This window comes from Streptomyces sp. NA02950 (genome assembly GCF_013364155.1).
In the GTDB taxonomy this organism is placed as follows: Bacteria; Actinomycetota; Actinomycetes; order Streptomycetales; family Streptomycetaceae; genus Streptomyces.
Map to the genome: position 1 here is coordinate 8,082,778 of NZ_CP054916.1, position 18,125 is coordinate 8,100,902.

The window sequence follows — 18,125 nt, forward strand, 5'->3', positions numbered from 1 at the left end:
GTGCGGAGATGAACGGGGAGGGCTTCCTATGGGTACCGCGGAAGAATGTGGTCGCTGGATTCGCAAACTGGGCTCCACCGGCGATCCCAAGGCCAGACTGATTCTCTTTCCTCACGCCGGTGGGTCGGCGAACTCCTACTTCCAGTTCGCTCGCGGCTTCGGTGAGTTGGACGTCCGCGGGGTCCAGTACCCCGGTCGGCAGGATCGTCGTCATGAGCCTTTCCGGGACACCATCGAGGAGCTGGCCGACGAGATCGCCGAACTCATCGGCGAGTGGAACGATCTGCCCGTCGTCCTGATGGGAAACAGCATGGGCGCACTGGTGGCCTTTGAAGTGGCCCACCGCATGGAGGCCAGAGGCAACGCCGCTTCGGCCCTCTTCGCCTGCGGCCGGGTGGCGCCGACACTGCGCAAGGACGAGGGAACGCACCGCAAGGGCAATGACGCCTTTCTCCGGGAGATGGCCCTGCTCGGCGGCATGGGGCATGAGCTGCTCCAGGACGAGGAGATGCTCGACCTCATCCTGCCCCCCATGCGGGCGGACTACCGGTTGGCGGAGACCTACTGTGCCTCGCCGGAGAAGCGGCTCTCCGTGCCGGTCCATGTGCACATCGGAAAGGCCGACCCCAAGGTGACCGAGGCCGAAGCGGCCGAGTGGAAGCTGAGCACCACCGGGGAGTTCACCCTCGACACCCATGACGGCGGCCACTTCTTCTTCACGGACAACGGCGACCGTCTGACGGATTCCATCAACAGGTCGGTGGACGATGTGCTGGCCGTGAACCCATGAGGTTCTGACGGTCGGCGGACCCGTCGCGCGGCGCCTCGGTATCCACCCCGAAGCCCCGCGCGGCCGGGTCCGTCCTGCCGTGCCCGGAAACACTCCGGGCCGAACCCACCACCGCACCTCAAACCTCTCTCGAGAAAAATTTGTGGAATCGCTGTATCTGGGCGACCCACCGCGGGATCTAAACAGTCGACCACATGGTTGCCGGCAAGAGCCCGAAGGTGGGGGAAACAAGCATGGCCCTCGAGAAGCCCGACATCGTCGGAGCCCTGCGTAAGTCGCTGAAGGAGACCGAGCGCCTGCGGCGGCAGAATCAGCAGCTGCTCGATCAGGCGGGCGAACCCCTGGCAATTGTGGGGATCAGTTGCCGCTTTCCCGGAGGGGTGACCTCTCCGGAGGAATTGTGGTCGCTGGTTGCCGAGGGACGCATGGGGTTCTCGGAGTTCCCCGAGGACCGCGGCTGGGACCTGGACAACCTCTACGACCCGGACCCGGACCACCCCGGCACCGCCTATACGCGTCACGGCGGATTCCTCGACGGCATGGCGGACTTCGACGCCGAGTTCTTCGGTATCAGCCCCCGTGAGGCGCTCGCCATGGACCCCCAGCAGCGGCTGCTGCTCGAGGGCGCGTGGGAAGCCTTCGAGGACGCGGGCATCGACCCGCTGACCCTGAAGGAGAGCGACACCGGCGTCTTCTGCGGGCTCATGTTCTCCGACTACCAGTTCATCGCGGGCCTCAGTGACCGGCGGCCGGAGATCGAGGGCTATCTCTCCATCGCGTCCTCGCCCAGCGTGGCATCGGGCCGGATCAGCTACACCTTCGGCTTCGAGGGGCCCGCGGTCACCGTGGACACGGTCTGCTCCTCCTCCCTCGTGGCGATCGACCTGGCCGCCAAGTCCCTGCGCGCCAAGGAGTGCTCGCTCGCCGTGGTCGGCGGAGCGACGACCCTGGCCCGGCCCAGCGCCTTCGTGGAGTTCAGCCGCCAGCGCGCCCTGTCGCCGGACGGGCGCTGCAAGGCGTACGCGGAGGCGGCGGACGGTGTCGGCTGGGCGGAAGGCATGGGCCTGCTCGTACTGGAGCGGCTGTCCGACGCCCAGCGCAACGGGCGCAAGATCCTGGCTCTCGTCCGCGGCAGCGCCGTCAACCAGGACGGCGCCAGCAATGGCCTGACCGCGCCCAACGGCCCGTCCCAGGAACGGGTGATCCGTCAGGCGCTGTCCAGCGCCGGGCTCTCCCCGGCCGATGTGGACGCGGTCGAGGGCCACGGCACGGGCACACCGCTGGGTGACCCGATCGAGGCGGAAGCGCTGCTGGCGACCTACGGCCAGAACCGGGAGAACGGCCCGCTGTGGCTCGGCTCGATCAAGTCGAACTTCGGCCACACCCAGGCCGCGGCCGGTGTGGCGGGTGTGATCAAGATGGTGGTGGCGATGCGGCACGAGACACTGCCGCAGACCCTGCACGTGGACGCGCCGTCCTCGCATGTGGACTGGGCGTCGGGTGAGGTCGCGCTGCTGACCGAGGCCCGGCCGTGGGCCGCGGGGGAGCGTGTCCGCCGCGCCGGTGTGTCGTCGTTCGGTGTGAGCGGCACCAACGCCCATGTGATCCTTGAGGAGGCCCCGGAAGGGGAGGCGGCCGAGCGACCCGAGCCGACCGGGGAGCACGGGAACGGTGTCCGGCCGCCGGTGCTCGTACCGCTCTCGGCCCGTGGCGAGGCCGCACTGCGCGAGCAGGCCGACCGCCTGCGGGCGCACATGATCGCCCGTCCGGAGCTGGACCACCTGGACATCGCCTTCTCCCAGGCCACCAGCCGCGCCCACCTCGAACACCGTGCCGTGGTCGTGGCCACCGACCGGGGTGCGCTGCTGACCGGTCTGAGCGAACTGAGCTCGGCCGAGCCCGCCGCGAACGTGGCGGAGGGCCAGGCCGCCGGCTCGGGTGTGAAGCCGGTGTTCGTGTTCCCGGGTCAGGGGGCGCAGTGGGTCGGTATGGCGGTGGAGTTGCTGGACACCTCGTCGGTGTTCGCCGCTGAGATCGCCGCGTGCGGTGCGGCGTTGGCCGAGTTCGTGGACTGGCGCCTGGAGGACGTACTGCGTGGTGCGCCGGGCGCGCCGTCCCTGGAGCGCGTCGATGTGGTGCAGCCCGCGCTGTTCGCCATGATGGTGGGCCTGGCGGCGCTGTGGCGGTCCTATGGTGTGGAGCCGTCGGCGGTGGTCGGTCACTCGCAGGGTGAGATCGCCGCGGCGTATGTGGCGGGTGCGTTGTCGCTGGAGGACGCGGCCCGGATTGTGGCGCTGCGCAGCCAGTTGGTGCGGGACCGTCTGGCGGGCCTTGGCGGGATGATGTCCGTCGCGCTGCCGGTGGAGCGGGCCGAGGAGCTGATCGCTCCGTACGAGGGCCGGGTCTCGGTGGCGGCGGTGAACGGCCCGGCCGCTGTCATCGTCGCCGGTGAGCCGCGGGCGCTGGATGAGGTGCAGGCGGTGTGTGAGCGTGACGATGTCCGGGTGCGGCGGGTCAAGGTGGACTACGCCTCGCACTCGTCGCAGGTGGAGGCCATCGAGGCGGAGCTGCTGGAGGCGCTCGCGCCGGTGAGGCCGTTGAGCGGGCGGGTCCCGTTCTACTCCACGGTGACCGGCGGTTTCCTCGACACGGCCACGATGGACGCGGCGTACTGGTACACCAATCTGCGCGGCCAGGTCGGCTTCGAGCCCGCCATCCGCGCGCTCATCGACAAGGGGATGGGCTGCTTCGTCGAGGTGTCGCCGCACCCGGTGCTGACGATGGCGGTGGACGAGAGCGTCGAGGCGCGGGACGCGGTGGGCCGCGTGGCCGTGGTCGGCTCGCTGCGCCGCGACGAGGGCGGCCTGGCCCGGTTCCTGCTCTCGCTCGGCCAGGCACATGTCGCGGGTGTGCGGATCGACTGGGAGGCGCTGTACGCGGGCACCGGCGCGCAGCGGGTGGACCTGCCCACCTACGCCTTCCAGCGGGAGACGTACTGGCTGACCCCGTCGGCGCGGGGCGGTGACGTGACGTCGGCCGGCCTGGACCGGATGCGGCACCCGGTCCTGGCGGCGGCCGTGCAGGTCGCCGACCGCGACGAGTGGGTGTTCACCGGTCGCTTCTCCACCGAGACGCAGCCGTGGGTGCGGGACCACGTGGTGCTGGGTGCGGTGATCGTGCCGGGCGCCGCGCTCGTCGAACTCGTCCTGGCCGCGGCCCGGCACCTCGGCTGCGAACTCCTCGATGAGTTGATCTTCGAGGTTCCGCTGACCCTCGACGAGGGCGCCGCCCGGCACATCAAGGTCACCGTCGGCCGGCCGGGGGAGGACGGCCGTCGTGAGGTCACCCTGCACTCCCTCTCCGAGACCGGGACCGGGCCGGACGGTGAACGGCAGGTCGTCAGGCACGCGCGCGGCTGGCTGGCTCCCGAGGCCGAGCCCGCGGCGCCCTTCCCCGCCTCCTGGCCGCCGGTCGCGGCCGTCGAGTCCTCCGCCGACGCCCTGTACGAGCGGCTGGCCGACGTCGGGCTCGACTATGGCCCGCTGTTCCAGGGGGTGCAGGCGGTGTGGCGCAGCGGCACCGAGGTGTACGCCGAGGTCGCCCTGCCGGAGGACACCGCCGTCGACGGATTCGCCATCCACCCGGCGCTGTTCGACTCCGCACTCCACGCCAGCATGGTGGACAAGGACCCCGGATCCGCTCCGGACCTGCCTTTCTCCTGGTCCGGAGTGCGCGGCGGACGTCCGGCCTCCTCCCGGGTGCGCGTACGCATCGCCGGCGCGGGCGAGTCCGCCTTCCGCGTCGACGTCGTGGACGAGAACGGCGACATGGTCATCGCCGTCGACAGCCTCGCCGTACGTCCGGTGGACCCGGGGCAGTTGATGCGCGCCGGTGGCGAACAGAACACGCTGTTCCAGCTGGGTTGGGCGCCCGTCACGGGAACGTCGTCGCAGGCCCGCGTCGTGATCCTCGGCGATCTCGACGCGCCGGGCGAGCGCTTCGCCGATCTGCCCGCCCTGGAGGCCGCGCTCGCCGACGGCGCCGCCGGTGTCGACCTGGTGCTCGCCGAGATCGAGACCCCGGCCGCGGACGACCCCGCCCACGCCGCCAACCTGGTCGCCGAGCGCACCCTCGCACTGGCCCAGCGGTGGCTGGCCAGCGAGTGGCTGGGCGAGGCCACCCTCGTGGCGGTGACCCGGCGAGCGGTCGCCGTCGGCGCCGAGTCCGTGGACCTGGCCCAGGCCCCGGCCTGGGGTCTGCTGCGCAGCGCGCAGACCGAACACCCCGGCCGCTTCGTACTGGTCGACACCGACGACGGCACCCAGCCGGACTGGAGCTCCCTGGCCGGTCTGGACGAACCGCAGTTGGCCGTGCGCGGTGGTGCGCTGCTGGCCCCCCGCCTGGGACGGCCGGTCCCCGGACCGTCCGGTGCGGCGTGGCGGCTGGGCAGCACGGAGAAGGGCTCCCTGGAGAACCTCACCATCCTGCCCTCCGACGGCACCCGCGCGCTGGGCGTCGGCGAGGTCCGCGTCGGCATCCGCGCCGCCGGTCTCAACTTCCGCGACGTGCTCATCGCGCTCGGCATGTACCCCGGTGAAGCACCGCTGGGCAGCGAGGCGGCGGGCGTGGTGCTGGAGGTCGGCTCCGACGTCACCGACCTCAAGCCCGGCGACCGGGTGTTCGGCCTGGTGATGGACGCCCTCGGCCCCGTCGCCGTCGCCGACCGGAAGACCGTCGCGCCCATGCCGGAGCACCTCACCTTCACCGAGGCGGCCGCGATCCCCGTCGTCTACCTGACCGCGTACTACGGCCTGGTCGACCTGGCCGACCTACAGGCGGGCGAGAAGCTGCTGGTGCACGCCGCCGCCGGTGGTGTCGGCATGGCCGCCGTACAGCTGGCCCACCACTTCGGCGCCGAGGTCTTCGCCACGGCCAGCCCGGCCAAGTGGGACGCCGTACGCACCCTGGGCGTGCCCGCGGAGCGCATCGCCAACTCCCGCGACCTGGACTTCCGCGACGCCCTCCACGACGCCACCGATGGCGCCGGCGTGGACGTGGTGCTGAACTCCCTGGCCGGCGAGTTCGTCGACGCCACGCTCGAACTGATGCCGCGGGGCGGCCGCTTCATCGAGATGGGCAAGACCGACATCCGCGACCCGGAGGCCGTCGCGCAGCAGCGCGCCGGTGTGCGCTACCGCTCCTACGACCTCATGGAGGCCGGGCCGGACCGCATCCAGGAGATGCTGGTCGCGATCGCCGACCTGTTCGACCGCGGGATGCTGTCCCCCTCGCCGATCCGCGCCTGGGATGTGCGCCGGGGCCAGGAGGCGTTCCGCTTCCTGCGCGAGGGCCGCAACGTCGGCAAGGTCGTACTGACCGTTCCGGCACCCCTGGACCCCGAGCGCACCGTGCTGATCACCGGTGGCACCGGTGGCCTGGGTGCCCTGTTCGCCAAGCACCTCGTCACCCGCCACGGCGTCCGCCATCTGCTGCTGGTCAGCCGGCGCGGCCCGGCCGCCGACGGCGCCGCCGAACTGGTCGCCGAACTGGCGGCACTCGGCGCCCAGGCACACGTGGCCGCCTGCGACGTGGCCGACCGCGAACAGGTCGCCGGTCTGCTCGACTCGCTCGAGCGCCCGCTCACCGCCGTGGTCCACACGGCCGGTGTGCTGGCCGACGGCGTCATCGAGTCGCTCACCCCCGAGCAGCTGCGGCACGTCATGCGGCCCAAGGTGGACGCCGCATGGCATCTGCACGAGCTCACCTCGCGTATGGATCTCTCGGCGTTCGTGCTGTTCTCCTCCGCCGCCGGACTGCTCGGCAACGCGGGCCAGGCCAACTACGCCGCCGCCAACGCCGCGGTCGACGGGCTCGCCGCGCTGCGCCGGGCGGCCGGTCTGCCCACCCTCTCCCTGGCGTGGGGCCTGTGGTCCGACTCCACGGGGATGACCGGCGAGATGGACGAGGCCGACCTCGCCCGCATGGAACGCACCGGCATCGGCGCCATCTCCGGGGACCTCGGCCTGGAACTCTTCGACCAGGCCCTCGACTCCGAGGCCGCCCTGCTGGCCCCGGTGCGGCTGGACCCGGCCGCACTGCGGTCCCAGGCCCGCTCCGGCATGCTGCCCGCCCTGCTGCGCGGTCTGGTGCGCGCCCCCGCGCGCCGCGCCGACAACGCCAGGTCGCTGGAGCGGCGGCTCGCCGGAGTGCCCGAGGCCGACCGCGAGCAGGTCGTACTGGACCTGGTGCGCGCCCAGGTCGCGTCCGTGCTCGGCCACGCCTCGCCCACCGCCATCGACCCCGAACGCACCTTCAAGGAGCTCGGTTTCGACTCCCTCGCCGCGGTGGAGGTGCGCAACCGGCTCAGCCAGGTGGCAGGCATCCGCCTGCCCGCGACGCTGGTCTTCGACCACCCCACCCCGATCGAGGCGGCCCGGCTGATCCTCGCCGAGGTCGGCGGAACCACCACCGCGCAGCGCCCCTCGCCGCTCGACGAGGAGTTGCAGCGGCTCGAGGCGGTCCTGATCACCCTGTCCGAGCAGGAGCAGCAACTGGCCGGCGCGGAACCGCGCCTGCGCTCGCTCAGCAACCGGCTGCGGACCCTGCTGAGCGCAACGGGTTCCGGCCAGGACACCACCGACAACAGCCTCGAGGAAGACCTCGACTTCGTCTCCGACAGCGAGATGTTCGATCTGATCGACAAGGAGCTCGGATCCGCATGACCGGGAAGACAGACGACGGCCTGAGCGGTTCGAGTGGATCGAGCGGACCAGTGAGCGACGAGCAGAAACTCCGCACCTATCTGCGCCGGGTGACCTCCGAGCTGCGCACCGCCAACCGCAGGGTGCGCGAGCTGGAGCAGCGTGAAGTCGAGCCGATCGCGATCGTCGGCATGAGCTGCCGCTTCCCCGGCGGGGTGTCCTCGCCGGAGGAGCTGTGGGAGCTGGTGGCATCCGGCAGCGACGCCATGGGCCCGTTCCCGACCGACCGCGGCTGGGACCTGGAACGGCTCTACGACCCGGACCCGGAGCGGCCGGGTAGCGCTTACGCACGGGAAGGCGGGTTCGTCGACACCGTCCCCACCTTCGACGCCGACTTCTTCGGGATCAGCCCGCGCGAGGCGCTGGCCATGGACCCGACCCAGCGGTTGACGCTGGAGACGGCGTGGGAGGCGCTGGAGGACGCGGGCATCGACCCGACGACGCTGCGGGGCAGCGACACCGGAGTGTTCGCGGGCACCGTCTCCTCCGACTACGGCCCGTCGACGCTGCCCGAGCTGGAGGGGTTCCGGGTGACCGGCACCCAGAGCAGCGTGATGTCCGGCCGCGTCGCCTACAGCCTCGGTCTCGAGGGGCCCGCGGTCTCGATCGACACCGCATGCTCCGCCTCCCTCGTGGCCCTGCACCTGGCCGCGCAGGCGCTGCGGGCGGGCGAGTGCTCGCTCGCGCTCGCCGGTGGTGTCACCGTGCTGGCCGGGCCCTTCCTGTTCGTCGAGTTCAGCCGTCAGCGCGGCCTGGCCCGCGACGGTCGGTGCAAGGCGTACTCGGCGTCGGCGGACGGGACCGGGTTCTCCGACGGTGTCGGTCTGGTGGTGCTGGAGCGACTGTCCGACGCCAAGCGCAACGGCCGGCGGATCCTGGGGCTGATCCGGGGCAGCGCGGTGAACCAGGACGGTGCGAGCAACGGGTTGACCGCGCCGAACGGCCCCTCCCAGGAGCGGGTGATCCGGCAGGCGCTGGCCAGTGCCGGGCTGAGCCCGGTCGAGGTCGACGCCGTCGAGGGACATGGCACCGGGACGAAGCTCGGCGATCCGATCGAGGCACACGCCCTGCTGGCGACGTACGGCCGGGATCGGGACGGGGATCCGCTGTGGCTGGGGTCGATCAAGTCGAACATCGGTCATACGTCGGCCGCGGCCGGGGTGGCGGGTGTGATCAAGATGGTGATGGCGATGCGGCACGGAGTGCTGCCGCCGACCCTCCATGTCGATGAGCCGTCGCCGCACGTGGAGTGGGAGTCCGGGCGGGTCGAGTTGCTGACCGAGGCCCGGGAGTGGCGCGTCGATGGTCGTCCGCGCCGCGCGGGTGTGTCGTCGTTCGGTGTGAGCGGCACCAACGCGCACCTGATCCTCGAGGAGGCGCCCGCGGACGAGTCGTCCGAGGAAGAGCCGGTCGAGGTGGTCCGTCCCGCCGGATCGGTGCCGGTGGTTCTGTCCGGGCGGACGGATGAGGCGCTGCGGGCGCAGGCGGAGCGGTTGCGTTCGCACCTGGGGTCGCGGCCCGAGGTGTCCCTTGTGGACACCGCGTACTCGGAGGTGACATCGCGGGCGCTGCTGGAGCGGCGTGCCGTGGTGGTGGCCGCGGACCGGGACGAGTTGCTGGCGCGGCTGGCCGGGGTGGCGGGCGGTGAGTCGGCTGTCGCGGGGAAGTCGGCGTTCCTCTTCACGGGGCAGGGTTCGCAGCGTTCGGGGATGGGCCTGGAGTTGGCCGGTGCGTTCCCGGTGTTCGACCAGGCGCTGACCGAGGTGTGTGCGGAGCTGGATCCGCGGCTGGGCCGTTCGGTGCGGGAGTTGCTGGGCGCGGATGCCGGGGTGCTGAACTCCACGGAGTTCACGCAGGTGGTGTTGTTCGCGGTCGAGGTGGCGCTGTTCCGGCTGGCGGAATCGCTGGGAGTGCGTCCGGATTACCTGATCGGGCATTCGGTCGGGGAGATCGCTGCCGCGCATGTGTCGGGTGTGTTGTCGCTGGCGGATGCGGCGGAACTGGTGGTGGCGCGTGGTCGGTTGATGGGTGCGCTGCCCACTGGTGGCGCGATGGTCGCCGTTCAGGCCGCCGAGGCTGAGGTGGCGGAGTCGCTGGCCGGGTTCGAGGGCCGGTTGGAGATCGCCGCGGTCAACGGCCCGCAGGCCATCGTGGTCTCAGGTGATGAGGACGCGGCGGAGGAGTGGCTGCCGCGGTGGGAAGGGCGCAAGACGACTCGTCTTCGGGTGTCGCATGCGTTCCACTCGCCGCGTATGGAGCCGATGCTCGCCGAGTTCCGTGCGGTGGCCGACAAGCTGCGGTACGCGGAGCCGCGTATCCCGATCGTGTCGAATGTGTCCGGTGAGCTGGTGTCCGGGTTCGACGCGGAGTACTGGGTGCGCCATGTCCGTCAGGCCGTCCGTTTCGCCGACGGTGTGCGCACGCTGTGGGACCTCGGTGTCCGGCGGTTCCTGGAGCTGGGGCCGGACGCGGTGCTGACCGCGATGGCCCGGCAGTGTGTCGAGGACGACACCGAGGCCGCGTTCATCCCCGCCCTGCGCGCCAGGCACACCGAGCGCGAGACCTTCGCCGGATTCCTCGGCCGCGCCCACACCGCGGGTGTGGAGGTGGACTGGCACGCCTTCTACGCGGGCACCGGCGCGCGCCGCGTCGACCTGCCCACCTACGCCTTCCAGCGCGAGCGGTACTGGCTCACCCCGAGCACCGCTCCGGGCGATGTCTCGGCCGCCGGACTCGTCGGCGTCGAGCACCCCGTCCTGGCCGCGGCCGTACAGGTCGGCGACCGCGACGACTGGGTGTTCACCGGCACCCTCTCCACCGAGACCCAGCCCTGGGTCGCGGAGCACCTGCTGCTCGGCACCATGGTCGTGCCCGGCACCGGCCTTGTCGAGCTGGCCATCGCCGCCGGACGCCGCACCGGCAGCCCGGTGCTGGACGAGCTGGTACTCGAATCGCCCCTGCTCGTCCAGGACGGTGTCACCCGGCAACTGCACATCACCGTCGGGGCGTCGGGCCCGGACGGCCGCCGTGACGTGGCGGTCTACTCGCGGCCGGAGAACGCCGACGGGGACACCGAGACCACCTGCCACGCCCGGGGCACCCTCGGCATCGACAGCGCGCCCGCCGGTGCGGCCTGGCCGGAGCAGTGGCCGCCGCAGGACGCCGAACCGATGCCCGTCGACGAGCTCTACGGTCGTCTCGCCGACCTCGGGTACGACTACGGCCCGCTCTTCCACGGCGTGGAGGCCGTCTGGCGCGACGGCGACGAGACCTACGCCGAGGTGACCCTGCCCGAGGGCCACGAGGGCTTCGGCATCCACCCCGCGCTCTTCGACTCCGCGCTCCAGAGCGGTGTCATCCTGCTGACCGGAAGCGGCGCCGCGGCGCACCTCATGCCGTTCAGCTGGAACGGTGTGCGGCTCGATCGCCCCGGCACCTCGCGACTCCGGGTGCGCTCCACCATGACCGGTGGCACCTCGCTGCGGCTGGACGCCGTGGACGAGAACGGAGCCCCGGTGGTGTCCGTGCGCTCCCTCGTCGTGCGCCCCGTGGAGCAGGAACGCATCGACAGCGCGCGCGGGGACGCGCGGCAGTCGCTGTACACGGTGGACTGGACGAGCATCGAGACCGGGCCGGCCACCGGGGCTCAGGACCTCATCCGGATCGGTGCGGAGGAGACCTACCCGGACCTGGACGCCTTGGAGCGGGCGCTCGCCGAGGGCGCTCCGGCGCCGCGGGCGGTGCTCGCCGCCGTGTCCGCCACCGGCGAGGACACCCCCGACTCGGCGCGCGCCACCACCGCCCAGGCGCTCCGGTTGGCGCAGCGGTGGTTGGCCAGTGAGCGGCTGGGCGAGGCAAAGCTCGTGGTGGTGACCGGGCGTGCGGTGGCCACCGACGGCGAGGCTCCGGATGTCGCCCAGGCCGCGGTCTGGGGTCTGCTGCGCAGCGCCCAGTCCGAGCACCCGGGCCGGTTCGTTCTGGTCGATGTGGACGGTGACGAGCCCGACTGGGGTGCGGTGCTGGACGCGGACGAGCCCCAACTGGCGGTCCGTGGCGGCCGGTTGCTGGCACCGAGGCTTGGGCGTGCCGGTGCGGCGGCCGATCAGGTGCCCGCTCTCGACCCGGACGGGACCGTACTCGTCACCGGCGGTACAGGTGGCCTGGGCGCGGTGTTCGCCCGCCACCTCGCTACTACGCACGGCGTGCGTCATCTGCTGCTGCTCAGCCGCCGGGGTCTCGAGGCCGACGGTTCTGCCGCGCTGGTGGCGGAGCTGGAGGGCCTGGGGTGCCGCGTCCGGGTTGCCGCGTGTGACGTGTCCGACCGCGATCGGCTCGCCGAGGTGCTCGGATCTCTGGAGCGTCCGCTGACGGCGGTGGTGCACGCGGCCGGCGTGCTCGACGACGGTGTGATCGAGGCACTGTCGGCGGAGCACATCGAGCGGGTGATGCGACCGAAGCTGGACGCGGCGTGGCATCTGCACGAACTGACCGCCGGGATGGACCTGTCGGCGTTCGTGTTGTTCTCGTCGGTGGCCGCCCTCATCGGCAGCCCCGGCCAGGGCAACTACGCGTCGGCCAACGCCGCCCTGGACGCGCTCGCCGCGTCACGCCGGGCCGCTGGGCTGCCCGCCACCTCGCTGGCCTGGGGCCTGTGGGGCGACGCGGGCGGTATGGCCGGCGAGCTCAGCGAGGCCGACCTGGCCCGCCTGGAGCGCACCGGTGTGGGCGCGCTGTCCCAGCAGCGCGGGCTCGAGCTGTTCGACCTGGCGCTGGGCACCGGCGCGGCACTCCTGGCGCCCGTCCAACTCGACCCGGCTGCCCTGCGGTCCCAGGCCCGGGCCGGTCTGCTGCCCGCGCTGCTGCGCGGTCTGGCACCCGTCCCCGCCGGACGCACCGAGACCGGCGGCTCGCTCGCACAGCGCCTCGCGGGCGTTGCGGAGGCCGACCGGGAGCGGATCGTCCTGGACGCGGTGCGGGAGCAGGTGGCGGCCGTCCTCGGCCACGCCTCCGCCGCGGCGATCGACACCGACCGCGCCTTCAAGGACCTCGGGTTCGACTCGCTGAGCGCGGTCGAGCTGCGCAACCGGCTCACCCAGGCCACGGGCGTACGGCTGCCCGCCACGCTGATCTTCGACCACCCCACCCCGGCCGCCGTCACGCGGCTGCTGCTCTCCGAGTTCGGTGGTGTCGCGGAGGCGCCGAGGCCCGCCACCCGGACCCAGCGGGCCACGCTGGACGAGCCGCTGGCCATCGTCGGCATGAGCTGCCGCTACCCCGGCGGGGTCACCTCGCCGGAGGAGCTGTGGGACCTGGTGGCCACGGGCCGCGACGCGGTGGGTGGGCTGCCCACCGACCGCGGCTGGGACCGCAACATCTACGACCCCGACCCGGACCAGGCCGGGAAGATCAACACCAGCGGTGGTGCCTTCCTCGAGCGGATCGGGGAGTTCGACGCGGAGTTCTTCGGCATCAGCCCGCGCGAGGCCACCGCGATGGACCCGCAGCAGCGTCTCCTGCTGGAGGCGTCGTGGGAGGCGTTCGAGCGCGCGAGCATCGATCCGACGACGCTGCGGGGCAGTGACACCGGAGTGTTCGCGGGCGTGGTCACCACCGACTACGGCGGCATGTCCTCCGCCGAGCTGGAGGGCTACCGCCTCACCGGGACCACGACGAGCGTGGTGTCCGGCCGGATCGCGTACACCCTGGGCCTGGAGGGCCCGGCGGTGTCCGTGGACACGGCCTGCTCCTCCTCCGCGGTCGCCCTGCACCTGGCCGGGCAGGCGCTGCGGGCCGGTGAATGCTCGCTGGCGCTCGTGGGCGGTGTGACCTTGCTGGCAGGCCCCTACCTCCTGACCGAGTTCAGCCGCCAGCGGGCGGTGTCGCCGGACGGTCGGTGCAAGGCGTACTCGGCGTCGGCGGACGGGACCGGGTTCTCCGACGGTGTCGGTGTCGTGGTGCTGGAGCGGCTGTCCGACGCCCAGCGCAACGGGCGGCGGATCCTGGGTCTGATCCGGGGTACGGCGGTGAACCAGGACGGTGCGAGCAACGGGTTGACCGCGCCGAACGGCCCCTCCCAGGAGCGGGTCATCCGACGGGCCCTCGAGAACGCCGGGCTGCGGCCGTTCGATGTGGACGCCGTTGAGGGTCATGGGACGGGGACGAAGCTGGGTGATCCGATCGAGGCGCAGGCGCTGCTGGCGACGTACGGCCGGGATCGGGACGGGGATCCGCTGTGGCTGGGGTCGATCAAGTCGAACATCGGTCATACGTCGGCCGCGGCTTGTGTGGCGGGTGTGATCAAGATGGTGATGGCGATGCGGCACGGGGTACTGCCGCCGACCCTGCACGTGGATGAGCCGTCGCCGCATGTGGACTGGGAGTCCGGTGAGGTGCGGCTGCTGACCGAGGCTCAGAAGTGGCCGGGCAACGGGCGTCCGCGTCGTGCGGGTGTGTCGTCGTTCGGTGTGAGTGGTACCAACGCGCACATCATCGTGGAGGAGGCTCCGGTCGAGGAGCCGGTGGCGGACGAGCGGACCGTGCCCGCGGTTCCGATGCCGGTCGTGGTGTCCGGGCGGACGGATGAGGCGTTGCGGGCGCAGGTGGAACGGTTGCGTTCGTATCTGGTGTCGCGGTCTGAGGTGTCTTTTGTGGACACGGCGTACTCGCTGGTGACCACGCGGGCGCTGCTGGACCGCCGGGCGGTGGTGGTGGCCGGTGATCGGGATGAGCTGCTGGCACGGCTGGCCGAGGTCTCGATGGAGTCCGGTGTCACGGGTACGTCGGCGTTCTTGTTCACGGGGCAGGGTTCGCAGCGTTCGGGGATGGGCCTGGAACTGGCTGAGGCGTTCCCGGTGTTCGACCAGGCGCTGAGCGAGGTGTGCGCCGAACTCGATCCGCGGCTGGGCCGTTCGGTGCGGGAGTTGCTGGGCGCGGATGCCGGGGTGCTGAACTCCACGGAGTTCACGCAGGTGGTGTTGTTCGCGGTCGAGGTGGCGCTGTTCCGGCTGGCGGATTCCCTCGGGGTTCGTCCGGATTACCTGATCGGGCATTCGGTCGGGGAGATCGCTGCCGCGCATGTGTCGGGTGTGCTGTCGTTGGCGGATGCGGCGGAACTGGTGGTGGCGCGTGGCCGGTTGATGGGTGCGCTGCCCACTGGTGGCGCGATGGTCGCCGTTCAGGCCGCCGAGGCTGAGGTGGCGGAGTCGCTGGCCGGGTTCGAGGGCCGGTTGGAGATCGCCGCGGTCAACGGCCCGTTGGCGGTGGTGGTGTCCGGTGATGAGGACGCGGCGGAGGAGTGGCTGCCGCGGTGGGAGGGGCGCAAGACGACTCGTCTTCGGGTGTCGCATGCGTTCCATTCGCCGCGTATGGAGCCGATGCTCGCCGAGTTCCGTGCGGTGGCCGACAAGCTGCGGTACGCGGAGCCGCGTATCCCGATCGTGTCGAATGTGTCCGGTGAGCTGGTGTCCGGGTTCGACGCGGAGTACTGGGTGCGCCATGTCCGTCAGGCCGTCCGTTTCGCCGACGGTGTGCGCACGCTGTGGGACCTCGGTGTCCGGCGGTTCCTGGAGCTGGGGCCGGACGCGGTGCTGACCGCGATGGCCCGGCAGTGTGTCGAGGACGACACCGAGGCCGCGTTCATCCCCGCCCTGCGCGCCCAGCACACCGAGCGCGAGACCTTCGCCGGATTCCTCGGCCGCGCCCACACCGCGGGTGTGGAGGTGGACTGGCACGCCTTCTACGCGGGCACCGGCGCGCGCCGCGTCGACCTGCCCACCTACGCCTTCCAGCGCGAGAACTACTGGCTCTCCCGCAAGGCCGGCGTCGGCGACGCCTCGGCCGCCGGTCTGGACCGGATGAAGCACCCGATCCTCGCCGCGGCCGTGCAGGTCGGCGACCGCGACGAGTGGGTGTTCACCGGCAGCATGTCCCAGGAGACCCAGCCGTGGACCCGCGACCACATGGTGTTCGGGATCGTGCTGGTGCCCGGTGCCGCGATGGTCGAGATGGCGCTGACCATCGGCAGGCGCCTGGGCAGCGATGCCGTGGACGAATTGGTCATCGCCGCGCCCCTGGTCCTGGAGGACCACGTCACCCGGCAGATCCGGGTCACGGTCGGCCAGGCCGGTGAGGACGGTCGCCGCGAGATCGCCTTCTTCTCCCGGATCGAGGCGGGCGAGGACGAAGCCACCGAGCTGACCTGTCACGCCCGCGGCTGGCTCTCCGCCAAGGCCGAGCCCCTTGAGGCACTGCCCGCCCCGTGGCCGCCCGCGGACGCCGAGTCCCTCGCCGTGTCCGAGCTGTACACACTGCTCAACCGGAACGCTCACCTCACGGACGTGGGCTTCGACTACGGACCGGCCTTCCGCGCCGTGCGGTCCGCCTGGCGCCGGGGCGACGAGGTCCTCGTCGAGCTGGCGCTGCCCGAAGTGGCCGGCCCGGCGGACGGGTTCGCCATCCACCCGGCGATGTTCGACTCCGCCCTGCACGGCGGGCTCGGCATGCTGGACATGGGCGAGGACAACCCCAGCGGGCTGCCGTTCTCCTGGTCCGGTGTGCGGCTCGAGCGCTTCGGCCTCACCCGGGTCCGGGTGCGGATCACCCTGCCGGACCCGACCTCCCTGCGGCTCGACATCGCGGGCGAGGACGGGCTGCCGCTGGCCTGTCTGCGGCGGCTCGACGTCCGCCCGGTGGAGCGGGCGCACCTGGAAGCCGCGCGGCAGGACGGCGAGCGCCACCTGTACGAGATGGACTGGGTCCCCGCGAAGGCCGTCACGACACGGCCCGTCGGGTTCGCCGCGATCGGTGCGGTCGGCGGTTCGGTGGACCGGTTCGCCGATCTGACCGCGCTGGAGAAGGCCCTTGCCGACGGTGCGAGTGCGCCCGAGGTGGTGCTGGCCGCGGTCGGCACCCCGGACGGTGAGGTGCCCGGGGCGGCCCGCGCCGCCGCCGGTGAGGCACTGGGGCTGGTGCAGCAGTGGTTGGCCAGTGAGTGGCTGGGTGAGTCCCGACTGGTCCTGGTGACCCGGAGCGCGGTGTCCGTCGATGGTGAGGCTCCCGCTGTCGCCCAGGCGGCCGTGTGGGGTCTGCTGCGCAGTGCGCAGTCGGAGCACCCCGGGCGGTTCGTCCTGGTGGACCTGGACGGTGACGATCCGGACTGGGGTGCGGTGCTCGAGACGGACGAGCCGCAGCTCGCGGTGCGCGGCGGACGGCTGCTGACGCCGAGGCTGTCGCGTACCGCCGCGCCGGTGGCCGACCGGTCGCCGGTCTTCGACCCGGATGGGACCGTGGTGGTCACCGGTGGTACGGGGGGTCTGGGCGCGGTGTTCGCCCGCCACCTCGCCACCGGGCACGGGGTGCGCCATCTGCTGCTGCTCAGCCGCCGGGGTCTCGAGGCCGATGGCGCCGCCGCGTTGGTGGCGGAGCTGGAGACCCTGGGGTGCCGCGCACACGTTGCCGCATGTGATGTGTCCGACCGGGACCGGTTGGCCGCCGCGCTCGGCTCGGTGGAGCGTCCGGTGACCGGGGTGGTGCACGCGGCCGGTGTGCTCGACGACGGTGTGATCGGGTCGCTGTCGCCGGAGCACATCGAGCGGGTGATGCGGCCCAAGCTGGACGCGGCGTGGCATCTGCACGAACTGACCGCCGACGCGGACCTCTCGGCGTTCGTGCTGTTCTCGTCGGTCGCCGCGCTCATCGGCAGCCCCGGCCAGGGCAACTACGCGTCGGCCAACGCGACCCTGGACGCGCTGGCCGCGTCACGCCGGGCCGTGGGGCTGCCCGCGACATCGCTGGCGTGGGGGCTGTGGTCGGAGGCCGCGGGTATGGCGGCGCAGCTGGGTCAGGGGGAGCTGGCCCGTCTGGAGCGGATGGGGGCGAAGGCGCTGACGACCGAGCTGGGTCTCGGTCTGTTCGACGAGGCCCTGTCCTCGGACGCGGCGCTGCTGGCGCCTGTCCGGCTGGACACTGCGGTGCTGCGCGCCCAGGCCAGGGCCGGGGCGGTGCCGGCCGTACTGCGCGGGCTGGCACCCGTCCCGGCCCGGCGGGTGGACACCACGACGGTGTCCCTGCGCGATCGGCTGGCCGGAGTCGCCGCGGAGGACCGGGAGCCCATCATCCTGGACCTGGTCCGCGGCCAGGTGGCGGCCGTGCTCGGACACGCCTCCGCCGCCGACATCGAACCCGAACGCGCCTTCCAGGAAATCGGCTTCGACTCGCTCGGCGCCGTCGACCTGCGCAACCGGCTCACCCAGGCCACCGGTATGCGCCTGCCCGCCACGCTGGTGTTCGACTACCCCACACCCGCGGAGATCGCGCGCCTGCTGTTCGCCGAGTTCGGTGGCGTCGTTGCCGCCGAACCACCCATCCACAAGGAACTGAAGAAGCTGGAAGACATGCTCACCACGATCGCCGAGGACGACCGGCGCCACGTGGCCGAGCGTCTGCGCCGCCTGCTGTCCGTCGTCGCCGACGACGGCGAAGCGGAGAGCACGGCCGAGCGCATCGAAGCGGCCACAACGATGGACGAGGTCTTCCAAATGATCGACGCCGAGTTCGGCGAAGCGTGACGAGGGGCG

The 18,125-nt window shown here is 72.0% G+C and carries 3 protein-coding genes; all 3 read left to right on the plus strand.

The window, feature by feature from the left end:
- Positions 1 to 28: 28 nt before the first annotated feature.
- Positions 29 to 790, plus strand: a complete 762-nt coding sequence (locus tag HUT19_RS35145; RefSeq protein WP_176184436.1) for a thioesterase II family protein — start codon at positions 29 to 31, stop codon at positions 788 to 790.
- Positions 791 to 1,023: 233 nt separating this feature from the next.
- Positions 1,024 to 7,512 (plus strand): type I polyketide synthase, encoded by a 6,489-nt coding sequence (locus HUT19_RS35150; protein WP_217712316.1) that lies wholly within the window; start codon positions 1,024 to 1,026, stop codon positions 7,510 to 7,512.
- Complete coding sequence (locus HUT19_RS43535; RefSeq protein ID WP_176184440.1) at positions 7,509 to 18,116, plus strand: type I polyketide synthase; 10,608 nt, start codon at positions 7,509 to 7,511, stop codon at positions 18,114 to 18,116. Before HUT19_RS35150 ends, HUT19_RS43535 begins: the two co-directional genes overlap by 4 nt.
- Positions 18,117 to 18,125 lie beyond the last annotated feature (9 nt).